The following is a 12,792-nucleotide window of genomic DNA, read 5'->3' as shown; positions in this document are numbered from 1 at the left end:
ACGACAGACAGGATGCCTGAAGCACCGTGATCAAGCCCGACCCGACCATGCCGCTTCCGCAAGCGATCGGGCGAGCCCACTTCGTCGGCATCGGCGGCTCAGGGATGAACGGCATCGCGCGGCTCTTCCTGCAGGCGGGGATCCCGGTCAGCGGTTCCGATCGTGCCGAGAGCGAGTACACCCGAGCCCTTCGCGAGCTCGGAGCCGACGTGCGCATCGGTCATGACGCCGCGAACGTCGGAGAGGCCGACACGCTCGTCGTGACCGGTGCGCTGTGGCAGGACAACCCGGAGTACCAGTACGCGCTCGCTCACGGCATCCCGGTTCTGCACCGCTCCCAGGCCCTCGCGTGGCTCACCCGGTCCAGCAGGCTCGTCGCGGTCGCCGGCGCGCACGGCAAGTCAGGCACGACGGGCATGATCGCCACCGCCCTGGTCGAGCTCGGAGAAGACCCGAGCTTCGTGAACGGGGCGGTGATCGAGGGGCTGGAGACGAGTGCCAGGCACGGCGAGTCCGGCGTGTTCGTGATCGAGGCCGACGAGTCCGACGGCTCGTTCCTGCTCTACGACGCGGCCGTGGCGCTCATCCTGAACATCGATGACGACCACCTCGACCACTACGGCTCGTACCAGGCGGTGCAGGATGCCTTCGTCGCGTTCGCCGACCACGCGCGCGAGCTCGTCGTGATCTCCGCAGACGACGAGGGTGCAAGAGCCGTGACGTCGCGCATCGGCAACCGGAACCTCGTCACGTTCGGCGAGGCCGAAGGCGCAGACGTGCGCGTCACGGACATCACCACGGACGGTCCGGTCGCCTTCACGCTGAGCTGGAACGGCGTCGAGTACCGGGCGCGGCTGAGAGTGCCGGGACGCCACCACGCCCACAACTCGGCCGGAGCGTTCGCGGTGCTCACCCACCTCGGCATCGAGCCGGAGCGCGCGGTCGGTGCGCTGCAGGCGTACGGCGGAACGCACCGCCGCTTCGAACTGCACGGGACGATCCGCGGAGTGAGCGTCTACGACGACTACGCTCATCACCCGACAGAGGTGCGAGCGGTGCTCGAAGCGGCACGCACAGTCGTCGGCGACGGTCGCATCATCGCCGTGCATCAGCCGCACACCTACAGCCGCACGCAGCGGCTCGCCGCGGAGTTCGCCGAGACGCTCGAGCGCTACGCGGACGAGACGGTCGTGCTCGACGTCTTCGGCGCACGAGAAGACCCCGTGCCCGGCGTGACCGGCGCACTGGTCTCCGAGCGCTTCCGCGATGGGTCCCGGGTCGCCTACATCCCGGACTGGCAGCAGGCCGCCGACTTCACGGCCGACTTCGCACGGGACGGCGACTTCGTGATCACGCTCGGCTGCGGCAACGTGAACCTCATCGTGCCGCAGCTGCTCGAATCCCTGCGACGGTCGAACGGCTGACGCGTGAGGCGTCCCCAGGGTTTCGAGAACGCGGCGGCGCGTCGGCCGGCGCGTGTGCAGCGTGCCACAGCGAACCGGCAGGACGTACCGACCGCGGTACTGGATGCGCCGAGCGACGCGAGAACGGACGTTGCCGAACCTGACGCGGACACCGCGCCGATCCGCGTCGTTCCCCCGTCGAAGGGCGCTCCGACCGACGCGAAGACCGAACGGACGAAGACGGAGCGACGGTCGGACCGGCGCAGGGCCGCCGACAAGCTCACGACCACGGACAAGCCCATTCGCACGGACAAGCCCGCGCGTTCCGAGAAGCCCGCTCGCACGGACAGACCCGCGCGGGCGGAAAAGCCGGCGCGAACAGACAAGCCCGCTGGGCGTGACAAGCCCGACGCCCCATCGCCCAGTGTTCGGGCCGCTGCCCGCGAACGCCGCAGGTACGAACGCGCGGAGATGAAACGGTTCACACGAGCCTCCCGCCGTCGGCGCCTCGCCTGGCTGATCGGCATCGGCTCCGTCGTCCTCGTGCTGCTCGCTGCCGCTCTCGTCTCGCTCTCACCCGCAATGGCACTCCGGACCATTCAGGTCGTCGGCGTTCAGCGCGTCGACGCCAAGGCCGTTCAGCACGCGCTCGATGCACAACTGGGCACACCGCTCCCACTGATCGACTACGGCAAGGTGCGCAAAGAACTGGCGGCCTTCCCGCTCATCCGCAGTTTCAGCACGGAGGCCGACCCGCCAGGCACCCTCGTCGTGCGCATCGTCGAGCGTGTTCCGATCGGCCTTCTGAAGGTGTCGACGGGATACGAGCTCGTCGACCAGGCGCACGTGGTGATGCAGACCACGCCCGAGCGGCCGGGCGGCTACCCGCTCATCTCGATCCCCGAAGACGCCTCCGAGCAGTCCAGGCAGAAGGAGTTCGCCGCGATCGGTAACGTGCTGGCGGCACTCCCGGCAGGCATGCTCACCGAGGTGGACAGCGCGAGTGCGACGGGCGCGCAGGACGTCACCCTCAAGCTCACGTCCGGCGTCACCGTCGTCTGGGGCGGACCGGAGGATTCGGCGGAGAAGTCGGTCGTGCTGGCGGATCTTTTGAAAGCTGTGCCCGGGGCATCCGTCTACGACGTCTCCGCCCCGAACAGCCCCGTCACGCGCTGACTCGACGCTCCGAAACGGGAGCGCCCGGCACCGGATCACGCGACCTCGTGCGTCGGTCGGGCGACACGCGGCAGATCTGCGCGACGGGGGAGACGGCCGCGCTTAACGTCAGGCGTAGTAAATGCATACCGAGCATAACTTTAAGCCTCGACTTGAAGTTGAAGGTTGCCAGCATTCGCCAGGGGAGCCCGTCGTGAGTACAAACCAGAACTACCTCGCCGTGATCAAGGTCGTCGGCATCGGTGGTGGCGGCGTCAACGCCGTCAACCGCATGATCGAACTCGGGCTTCGCGGCGTCGAGTTCATCGCCATCAATACGGATGCCCAGGCGCTGCTGATGAGCGACGCCGACGTCAAGCTCGACGTGGGCCGTGAGATCACGCGCGGCCTCGGCGCCGGTGCCGACCCCGAGGTCGGCCGTCGCGCGGCGGAGGACCACGCGGAGGAGATCGAGGAGGCGCTCACCGGCGCCGATATGGTCTTCGTCACGGCGGGCGAGGGCGGCGGTACCGGAACCGGCGGTGCCCCGGTGGTCGCCCGCATCGCGAAGTCGATCGGCGCGCTCACCATCGGTGTCGTCACCAAGCCGTTCGGCTTCGAGGGCAAGCGCCGACAGGACCAGGCGGAGGCCGGCGTCGCTCGACTGAAGGAAGAGGTCGACACCCTCATCGTGGTGCCGAACGACCGGCTGCTGGAGATCAGCGACCGCGGCATCAGCATGCTCGAGGCCTTCGCGACAGCCGACCAGGTGCTCCTCGCCGGTGTTCAGGGCATCACCGATCTGATCACGACGCCGGGTCTCATCAATCTCGACTTCGCCGACGTCAAGTCCGTCATGCACGGAGCGGGTTCGGCGCTCATGGGCATCGGGTCATCCCGAGGTGCCGACCGCGCGATCAAGGCGGCGGAACTCGCCGTCGCGTCACCGCTTCTCGAGGCCAGCATCGAGGGTGCGCGCGGTGTCCTGCTGTCGATCCAGGGCGGGTCCAACCTCGGCATCTTCGAGATCAACGACGCGGCCCGTCTCGTGCAGGAAGCGGTGCACCCGGAGGCCAACATCATCTTCGGCGCCGTCATCGACGACACACTCGGCGACGAGGTGCGCGTGACCGTGATCGCCGCGGGGTTCGATGGCGGAGAGCCGCAGCCGAAGGCCGTCGACGTGCGCCGCTCCACCTTCGTGGCGACGGGATCCGATCAGGCATCGTCCGGAACGGAGCTCGTCGACACGCAGGCCCTCGAGGACGAGGATGTGCCATCGCCGGGCTCCTGGTCCGACGCCGACTCGAAGCTCGTGGAGGCGGCCGCCAACGACCCGTCGTTCGACGACGACGACGTGCTGGACGTGCCCGACTTCCTGAAGTGAGCGATACCTCGGAGCTGAGCGGCGAGGCCCGTGAGGGCCTCGCCGAACGGCTCGCGCTGGTGCGGACGAGCGTGGCGGGTGCCGCGCGCTCGGCGGGTAGGGATCCGGCGGAGATCACGACCATCGTGGTGACCAAGTTCCAGCCGCTGGCGCTCGTGCGCGCGCTCGTCGACTTGGGCGTGCGCGACGTGGGCGAGAACCGGGCGCAGGAGGCGGCCGCCAAGGCCTCCGAGCTCAGTGGAACCCCGCAGGCGGACGCGTTGCGCTGGCATTTCATCGGACAGCTGCAGACGAACAAGGCGAAGCAGGTGCGTGCATTCGCCTCCGCGGTGCACTCCGTGGATCGGCCAGCACTAGTCGCGGCCCTGGCCCGCGCCGGAGAGGCCGCAGAGGGCGTGGGCGAGAGTGCACCGGACCTCGATTGCTTCATCGAGTTGGCGCTCACCGACGAGCCCGGCCGCGGCGGCGTCGCGCCGGGCGGCATGCTCGATCTCGCGGAGCAGGTGCTGGCCGCTCCCGGCCTGCGCCTGCGCGGGGTCATGGCGGTGGCACCGCTGAACGAAGACGCGCGACGGGCGTTCGCCCGGGTCCGTGAGGCATCCGAACGACTGCGTTCGCTCGCGGAGGATGCGACAGCGATCTCCGCCGGAATGTCCGGCGACTATGTCGATGCGATAGCGGAAGGGGCGACACACCTTCGCATCGGCACGGCAATAACGGGAAAGCGGCCCGAGCGTGCTTAGCCTGGCTGTGGAATACGCCGGCGACCGGCGAGACCGCAAGACCTCAAGCTGCACACGGAGGATCCCATGGCTAACCCGCTCAAGAAGACGATGGCCTACCTCGGCCTCGTCGAAGACGAGCTCGAGTACGACGAAGAACCGGTCGCCACTGCGCATCCGGCACCTGTCGCGCCGGTCCAGCATCCTGCTCCGGCCAAGGCGCCTGTCACGCCGCTGCGCAAGCCGACCCCGGCCCGGAATGTGACGGTGCAAGAAGTGAATGAGATCCTTACGGTTCACCCCCGGCAGTACAGCGACGCGAAGATGATCGCGGAGTCCTTCCGCGAGGGAGTCCCCGTGATCCTGAACCTGTCGCAGATGAGCGAGAACGAAGCCCAGCGCATGATCGACTTCTCCAGCGGTCTGACGCAGGGTCTGCGCGGCAAGATCGAGAAGGTGACCAGCAAGGTCTTCCTGCTCTCGCCGGAGCACGTCATGGTGTCGGGTTCGGCGACGACCGCCGGCAATGACGTCGAGGCGTCGTTCTTCGCCAGCGCCTAGTCATCCCACTCGAAAGGACGGGCGCGGGGCTGCAGCGTAGGCACAGCCGTCGTCGCGCATACTTGATCTGTGCCCCTCGCCGTCTTCATCGTCGCGACCGTCGCGTACTACGTGTTCCTGCTCTTCTTCGTAGTGCTCTGGGTTCGCTTCGTCCTGGATCTCGTGCGCACTTTCGCACGCGGATGGCGCCCCCGCGGATTCGGGCTGGTGCTCGCGGAAGCGGCGTTCACGGTCACGGACCCGCCCATCAAGTTCTTCCGGCGACTGCTGCCTCCGCTGTCGCTGGGACCAGTAGCACTCGACTTCGGCTGGACGTTGACGATGTTCGCGTGCATCATCGGCATGTACATCGCGTCGTCGTTCATCTGACGTCGCACAGATGACTGAGGCGAGAGTCGTGCGAGCTTGCTCGCATGGCCGAGCCGATTGAATCTGTTGAGCGGCGTAGCCGCGAATATCAGGCTCACGCGGATGGCAGTGTCACAGGCGACTTTGCTAGCGTTAGCTGAACGTTATCCTCTGTTCGAAAATCAAGCTCTAAGGGTGGTAGGCCATGGCGCTAACTCCGGAAGATGTCGTCAACAAGCGGTTCCAACCGACCAAATTCCGTGAGGGCTACGACCAGGACGAGGTCGACGACTTCCTCGACGAGGTCGTCGTCGAGTTGCGCCGGCTGAACCAGGAGAACGACGAGCTCAAGCAGCGGCTCGTGGCGTCCGAGTCCCGGATCGCCGAACTGCAGCGCAACGCGTCGTCCGAGCAGACGCAGGCGATCGCCGCACCGGCTCCCGCACCCGTGGTCGCTCCCGTCGCTCCTCAGCCGGTCGTCTCCGGTGCTGACGAGACGGAGAGCACGAACAACCTGCTCCAGCTGGCGCGTCGTCTCCACGAGGAGCACGTGCGCGAGGGCGTCGAGAAGCGCGACGCGCTGATCGCGGAAGGCCACGCGACCGCCGCCCGTGTCGTCGCGGAGGCCGAAGCCAAGCAGCGCGCGCAGATCACCGCCCTGGAGTCAGAGCGTTCCACCATCGAGCGCCAGATCGAGGAGCTCCGCAACTTCGAGCGCGACTACCGCGCGAAGCTGAAGAGCTACATCGAGGGCCAGTTGCGCGACCTGGACAACACCGGTTCGTCTACGGGCGGCTTCAAGCCCGCCGGTGCCGCAGCCGCATCCGGGCAGTTCGCGGCCGTCGCGTCCGGCGACGGAGATCGCCAGAACCCGCCGACGTTCCAGAGCTTTGGAGGCTAAGCCTTCCAGGAAGGTCAGCGTTCGCGCGATCATCCTGCTCGTCGCGGTCGCGCTCGTCGTACTGACGATCGACCAGCTCGCCAAGTGGTGGGTGGTCACGAATCTGCCGTACCGGGTGCCGAAGAATATCATCGGCAATCTCCTGATCTTCGAATACGACCGCAACCCGGGCGCTGCGTTCTCGATCGGCACAGGCTCGACCTGGATCTTCTCGATCGTCGCGGTCGCCGTGCTGATCTTCGTGATCTGGTACGCCCGGCGCATCCGGTCGATGGTGTGGGCGTTCGTCTTCGGACTCGTGCTCGGCGGTCTGCTCGGAAACCTCAGCGACCGACTCTTCCGGCCGCCGGGCTTCGGCGTCGGAGAGGTCGTGGACTTCCTGCGCATCCCACTGCTCCCGGCGATCTTCAACCTCGCCGACTCCGCGATCGTGGCCGCCATGATCCTCTTCCTTCTGCTCACCGTGCTGGGCGTCGGACTCGACGGACGCCGCTCCGCCAAAGCGACCGCGAGCGCCGGCGAGGCCGAGAGCGCTGCAGCCGAGACACCGGCCGCGTCCAGCAGCACACCGGGCGACGGCGGAGCTGGGCGCTCCACAGCAGCCGCCAGCGACGCGACGAAGGGCACTCCTTCTGACGACACCGCCGGGCAGTCGGAGGACGCATCCGGAACGGATGCCACTGACGGTGGCGACACGCGGGAGCGGGCGGAGTCCCGCGGAGTCCGGCTCGGCGAGGTGGGGCATTCGGTCGACGGTCGTGCCTGACATGGCCGAGTACCGCAGTCTGCCGGTCCCGGACGGCCTCGACGGGTCGCGAGTGGATGCGGGCGTGGCGAAGCTTCTCGGTTTCTCCCGCACCTTCGCCGCCGAGGTGGCGGAGGCCGGAGGAGTCGTGCTCGACGGCCGGGTGCTCGACAAGTCCGATCGCCTCACCGCCGGTGCGTGGCTCGAGGTCGGCTGGACGCCGAAGGCGGCCGTCGAGGTCGTGCCAGTCGCCGTGCCTGATCTGAAGATCGTGTATGACGACGACGACATCGTGGTCGTCGACAAGCCGGCCGGCGTCGCGGCGCATCCGTCCATCGGCTGGGAAGGGCCGACCGTGCTCGGCGCCCTCGCCGGGGCCGGCTACCGCATCTCGACCTCGGGGGCCGCGGAGCGGGCAGGAATCGTGCACCGCCTGGACGCCGGCACCAGCGGCCTCATGGTCGTGGCCAAGAGCGAGCGGGCGTACACCGCGCTGAAGCGGGCATTCCACGACCGCACGGTGGAGAAGATCTACCATGCGGTCGTGCAGGGGCATCCAGACCCGCTCGCCGGCACCATCGACGCTCCGATCGGGAGGCATCCCCGCGCCGACTGGAAGTTCGCCGTCACGGCGGCGGGCAAGCCGTCGGTGACTCACTACGAGACGGTCGAGGCATTCCCCGCGGCCAGCCTCCTGGAGATCCATCTGGAGACCGGGCGCACTCATCAGATCCGCGTGCACATGGCCGCCCAGAGACATCCGTGCGTCGGCGATGCGATGTACGGCGCAGACCCGAGTCTTTCGGCGCGGCTGGGACTGAGGCGGCAATGGCTGCAGGCCCGGCAGCTCGCTTTCGAGCATCCCGCGACGGGGGAGTGGGTGACGTTCGTCTCCGAGTATCCGGCCGATCTGCAGCACGCGCTCGACGTGCTGCAGGAGTCGTGACCGCGGTCTTCGAACCTCCGCCATCGCGCCGTTGGAACACGGCGCCGCTTGGTTAAGCTGGTGGTCCCAGACGACCGGGAGGACCACGCACCGTGACGACCGATTCCTTCGTCCACCTGCACGTGCACAGCGAATACTCGATGCTCGACGGTGCGGCGAAGATCGGCCCGCTGATGGATGCCGCCGTCGCGCACGGCATGCCGGCGATCGCCGTCACCGACCACGGCAACATGTTCGCGGCGTTCGAGTTCTGGCGGGCCGCGAAGGCGGCGGGAATCAAGCCGATCATCGGCACCGAGGCCTACCTCACGCCGGGCACTCATCGCAGCGACCGCACCAGGATCCGCTGGGGTAACGGCGGCGAGGACGACGTGTCGGGCAGTGGCGCCTACACGCACATGACGATGCTCGCCGAGACGACGGAGGGCATGCACAACCTGTTCCGCATGTCGTCGCTGGCATCGATCGAGGGCTACTACTTCAAGCCGCGCATGGACCGCGAGCTGCTCGAGCGTTACTCGAAGGGCGTGATCGCCACCACCGGGTGCCCGAGCGGCGAGGTGCAGACCAGGCTGCGGCTGGGGCAGTACGACGAGGCGATCAAGGCGGCGGCCGACTACCGGGACATCTTCGGCAAGGACAACTTCTTCGTCGAGCTCATGGAGCACGGCCTCGGCCTCGAGAAGCGCGTGCGGCAGGATCTGCTCAGGCTCGCCAAGGAGCTCGGCCTGCGCACGTTGGCGACGAACGACCTGCACTACACGCACGCAGAGGATGCCAAGTCGCATGCGGCCCTGCTGTGCGTCCAGTCCGGATCGACCCTGAACGACCCGAAGCGCTTCCAGCTCGAGCCGGAGGGGGAGTACTACCTGAAGTCCCCGCAGCAGATGCGCGATCTCTTCCGCGAGCATCCTGATGCCTGCGACATGACCCTGGAGATCGCGGAGCGCTGCGAGATCGACTTCGAGCTCTCGACCGGCAAGTACATGCCGAAGTTCCCGGTGCCGGAGGGCGAGACGGAGGAGAGCTGGTTCGTCAAGGAGGTCAACAGCGGTCTCGAGCAGCGCTACCCGGACGGCATCCCGGAGAAGGTCAGGGCGCAGGCCGACTACGAGACCGGCATCATCCTCCAGATGGGCTTCCCCGGCTACTTCCTGGTGGTGGCGGACTTCATCAACTGGTCGAAGAACAACGGCATCCGAGTGGGTCCTGGCCGCGGCTCTGGCGCGGGCTCGATGGCCGCGTACGCGATGCGCATCACGGATCTCGACCCGCTCGAGCACGGACTGATCTTCGAGCGGTTCCTCAACCCGGACCGCGTCTCGATGCCCGACTTCGACGTCGACTTCGACGACCGCCGTCGCCTTGAGGCGGTCAAGTACGTGACAGAGAAGTACGGCGCCGAACGTGTGTCCCAGATCGTGACCTACGGCACGATCAAGGCGAAGCAGGCGCTGAAGGATGCCGGCCGCGTGCTGGGATTCCCGTTCTCCATGGGCGAGAAGCTCACGAAGGCGATGCCGCCGGCGGTCATGGGCAAGGACATCCCGCTGTACCAGGTGTTCGACAAGGACAGCCCTCGGTACAAGGAGGCTGTCGAGCTTCGCGCCGTGGTCGAGAGCGACCCCGAGGCGAAGACCGTCTTCGATACAGCGCTCGGGCTCGAAGGCTTGAAGCGGCAATGGGGCGTACACGCGGCGGGCGTGATCATGTCATCCGACCCGATCATCGACGTCATCCCGATCATGAAGCGGGAACAGGACGGCCAGATCGTCACCCAGTTCGACTATCCGGCGGCCGAGTCGCTCGGCCTGATCAAGATGGACTTCCTGGGGTTGCGCAACCTCACGATCATCAGCGACGCTCTCGACAACATCAAGGCGAACCAGGGCTTCGAGCTCGACCTCGAGGGTCTGCCTCTGGATGACCGGCCCGCGTACGACCTGCTCACCCGCGGCGACACGCTGGGCGTCTTCCAGCTCGACGGCGGCCCGATGCGCGCGCTGCTGCGTCAGATGAAGCCGGACAACTTCGAGGAAATCTCGGCACTCATCGCGCTGTACCGTCCAGGCCCGATGGGGGCCAATTCGCACATCAACTACGCATTGCGCAAGAACGGCCTGCAGCCGATCACGCCGATCCACCCAGAGCTCGCAGAACCGCTGCAAGACATCCTCGACACGAGCTACGGCCTGATCATCTATCAGGAGCAGGTCATGGCGATCGCGCAGAAGGTGGCGGGATTCTCGCTCGGCCAGGCAGACATCCTGCGCCGTGCTATGGGCAAGAAGAAGAAGTCCGAGCTCGACAAGCAGCAGGAGGGCTTCTTCTCCGGCATGCGAGAGCGCGGATACTCCCAGGAGGCCATCGACAAGCTCTGGGAGATCCTGCTTCCGTTCTCCGACTATGCGTTCAACAAAGCGCACTCCGCCGCCTACGGCGTCGTGTCGTACTGGACCGCGTACCTGAAGGCGCACTACCCGGCCGAGTACATGGCGGCGCTGCTGACCAGCGTCGGCGACTCCAAAGACAAGATGGCCGTCTACCTGAACGAGTGCCGGCGCATGGGCATCAAGGTTCTTCCGCCCGACGTGAACGAGTCGATCGGGTTCTTCGCCGCGGTCGGCGACGACGTGAGGTTCGGACTCGGTGCGGTGCGCAACGTCGGCGCGAACGTCGTGGATGGCATCAGGGAGGCGCGCGAGCAGAAGGGCCGCTTCGAGTCCTTCCACGACTTCCTCAAGAAGGTGCCGCTGCACGTCGCGAACAAGCGGACCATCGAGTCGCTCATCAAGGCGGGCGCTTTCGACTCGTTCGGAGACTCTCGCCGCGCGCTGCTGGAGGTGCACGAGGCGGCGGTGGAGTCCGTCGTCAACGACAAGCGCGTCGAGGCGACGGGGCAGGCGGGCTTCGACTTCGACATGCTGCTGGCCGATGAGCCGCGGACGGCATCGGTTTCACTCGTGCCGAACAAGCCGGAGTGGGACAAGCGGCAGAAGCTGGCATTCGAACGCGAGATGCTCGGTCTGTACGTGTCGGACCATCCGCTGGCCGGCCTCGAGCTCGAGCTGGCCAAGCAGGCGAGCACGTCCATCGCCGACCTCACCGGGTCGGAGTCCACTCAGGACGGCGACACGGTGACCATCGCGGGGCTCGTGACCGGGGTCCAGCACCGGGTGGCGAAGGCGTCGGGCAACCAGTACGGCATGATCACCGTCGAGGACTTCGGCGGCGAGATCACGGTGATGTTCATGGGCAAGGCGTACCAGGAGTTCGGTCCTACGCTCACGCCGGACTCGATCGTGGTGGTGCGCGGCAGGGTGAGCATGCGAGATGACGGCATGAACCTGCACGCGTACAGCCTGTACGCACCCGACCTGGGATCCGCCGTGTCCGGACCATCCGGTCCGCTCGTCATCACGATGCCGGACCAACGGGCCACGACGGATGTCGTGCAGAACCTCGGGGACATGCTCATCCGCCATGCCGGCGACGGCGAGGTGCGGTTGAGGCTCGTGAAGGGCACGACCGCGCGGGTGTTCGAACTGCCGTATCGCGTCTCGGTATCCGCCGACCTGTACGGCGAGCTGAAGGGGCTGCTCGGGCCCGCGTGCCTCGTGTGACGGTCTCCCGGGCGGGCACGCAGGCGGCCCCCGCTATTCTTGCGGGGTGCGAACACTCGACCTGAGACGACGGGCATTCGACGCCTCCGAACTGCGTCGCATCGTGCCCCGTGCCGAGTTGGACATCAGCGCCGCGTCGGCGGCCGTTGGCACTCTGATCGCCGACGTGCGCGAGCGTGGCGTGCGTGCGCTGCTCGACCAGGCCGAGAAGTTCGACCGCGTGCGGCCGGAGTCGATGCGAGTGCCGGCATCCGCCATCGAGGCAGCGGTGCACGCGCTTCCGTCCGCGGTCCGCGCCGCACTGGAGCGCTCCATCGAACGCGTGCGTGAGGTGAGTGCTGCGCAGGTTCCGCGTCGTGCGTCCACCGCGCTCGGTGATGGGGCCGTCGTCGAGCAGCGTTGGCAGCCGGTGTCGCGAGCGGGTCTTTACGTGCCTGGCGGCAAGGCGGTCTACCCGTCGAGCGTCGTCATGAACGTGGTCCCCGCGCAGGAGGCGGGGGTGCACGGGATCGCGGTCGCGACCCCGGCGCAGCGGGAGTTCGGCGGCCGGGCGCACCCGATCGTCCTCGGCGCCGCCGGGCTCCTCGGGGTCCACGAGCTGTACGTCATGGGCGGCGCCGGCGCGATCGGTGCCTTCGCGCACGGGGTGCCGTCGATCGGCCTGGCCCCGGTCGACGTCGTGACGGGACCGGGCAACGTCTTCGTCGCGGCGGCGAAGCGCGCGGTGGCCGGCCTCGTCGGCATCGATTCGGAGGCAGGCCCGACCGAGATCCTCGTCGTCGCGGATGCCGCGGCCGATCCCGAGCTCGTCGCGGCGGACCTCATCAGCCAGGCGGAGCACGACGTGCTCGCCGCGGCGGTGCTCGTCACGGACTCCGGCGAGCTGGCCAGCGCCGTCGACGCGGCCGTCGAACGGCGAGCGGCGACGACGTTCCATGCGGAGCGGGTGCGGACGGCGCTGACCGCCGACCAGTCCGGCGTGGTGCTCGTCGACGATCTCG

11 protein-coding genes are annotated in these 12,792 nt (G+C 67.6%); all 11 read left to right on the top strand.

What is annotated here, in order from left to right; genetic code table 11:
* Positions 1–26: 26 nt before the first annotated feature.
* A complete protein-coding gene (gene murC, locus ACTHNC_RS14315) occupies positions 27–1,424 on the top strand; it encodes a UDP-N-acetylmuramate--L-alanine ligase (RefSeq protein WP_440295285.1) in 1,398 nt (465 codons plus the stop codon).
* A gap of 450 nt (positions 1,425–1,874) precedes the next feature.
* A complete protein-coding gene (locus ACTHNC_RS14310) occupies positions 1,875–2,579 on the top strand; it encodes an FtsQ-type POTRA domain-containing protein (protein ID WP_440295284.1) in 705 nt (234 codons plus the stop codon).
* Positions 2,580–2,772: 193 nt separating this feature from the next.
* Positions 2,773–3,945: a cell division protein FtsZ gene (ftsZ, locus tag ACTHNC_RS14305; RefSeq protein WP_440295283.1), complete on the top strand. Its 1,173-nt coding sequence runs from the start codon at positions 2,773–2,775 to the stop codon at positions 3,943–3,945.
* Positions 3,942–4,688 (top strand): YggS family pyridoxal phosphate-dependent enzyme, encoded by a 747-nt coding sequence (locus ACTHNC_RS14300; RefSeq protein ID WP_440295282.1) that lies wholly within the window; start codon positions 3,942–3,944, stop codon positions 4,686–4,688. The genes ftsZ and ACTHNC_RS14300 overlap by 4 nt, the downstream gene beginning before the upstream one ends.
* Positions 4,689–4,754: 66 nt before the next feature.
* Positions 4,755–5,228 carry a cell division protein SepF gene (locus ACTHNC_RS14295; RefSeq protein ID WP_440295281.1) on the top strand — a complete coding sequence of 158 codons (474 nt, stop codon included), beginning with the start codon at positions 4,755–4,757 and terminating at the stop codon, positions 5,226–5,228.
* Between the two features lie 69 nt (positions 5,229–5,297).
* The gene (locus tag ACTHNC_RS14290; RefSeq protein ID WP_440295280.1) at positions 5,298–5,597 is read left to right on the top strand and encodes a YggT family protein; all 300 of its coding nucleotides are present in this window, start codon (positions 5,298–5,300) and stop codon (positions 5,595–5,597) included.
* Positions 5,598–5,781: 184 nt separating this feature from the next.
* Positions 5,782–6,477 carry a DivIVA domain-containing protein gene (locus ACTHNC_RS14285; RefSeq protein WP_440295279.1) on the top strand — a complete coding sequence of 232 codons (696 nt, stop codon included), beginning with the start codon at positions 5,782–5,784 and terminating at the stop codon, positions 6,475–6,477.
* Positions 6,467–7,243 (top strand): signal peptidase II, encoded by a 777-nt coding sequence (gene lspA, locus ACTHNC_RS14280; RefSeq protein WP_440295278.1) that lies wholly within the window; start codon positions 6,467–6,469, stop codon positions 7,241–7,243. Before ACTHNC_RS14285 ends, lspA begins: the two co-directional genes overlap by 11 nt.
* 1 nt (position 7,244) lies before the next feature.
* The gene (locus ACTHNC_RS14275) at positions 7,245–8,168 is read left to right on the top strand and encodes an RluA family pseudouridine synthase (RefSeq protein WP_440295351.1); all 924 of its coding nucleotides are present in this window, start codon (positions 7,245–7,247) and stop codon (positions 8,166–8,168) included.
* Positions 8,169–8,260: 92 nt separating this feature from the next.
* Positions 8,261–11,791, top strand: a complete 3,531-nt coding sequence (dnaE, locus tag ACTHNC_RS14270; protein WP_440295277.1) for a DNA polymerase III subunit alpha — start codon at positions 8,261–8,263, stop codon at positions 11,789–11,791.
* 46 nt (positions 11,792–11,837) lie between these two features.
* On the top strand, positions 11,838–12,792 hold a 955-nt coding region (gene hisD, locus ACTHNC_RS14265; protein WP_440295276.1), incomplete at its 3' end, for a histidinol dehydrogenase.

The organism is Humibacter sp. (assembly GCF_051954055.1).
Classification (GTDB): domain Bacteria; phylum Actinomycetota; class Actinomycetes; order Actinomycetales; family Microbacteriaceae; genus Humibacter.
This window is presented reverse-complemented; position numbering and strand designations above follow the sequence as displayed.

Coding starts and splice junctions, on each gene's coding strand:
- ACTHNC_RS14310 (WP_440295284.1), top strand. CDS start 1,875: ATGAAACGGTTCACACGAGCCTCCCGCCGTCGGCGCCTCGCCTGGCTG.
- ACTHNC_RS14295 (WP_440295281.1), top strand. CDS start 4,755: ATGGCTAACCCGCTCAAGAAGACGATGGCCTACCTCGGCCTCGTCGAA.
- ACTHNC_RS14285 (WP_440295279.1), top strand. CDS start 5,782: ATGGCGCTAACTCCGGAAGATGTCGTCAACAAGCGGTTCCAACCGACC.
- ACTHNC_RS14275 (WP_440295351.1), top strand. CDS start 7,245: ATGGCCGAGTACCGCAGTCTGCCGGTCCCGGACGGCCTCGACGGGTCG.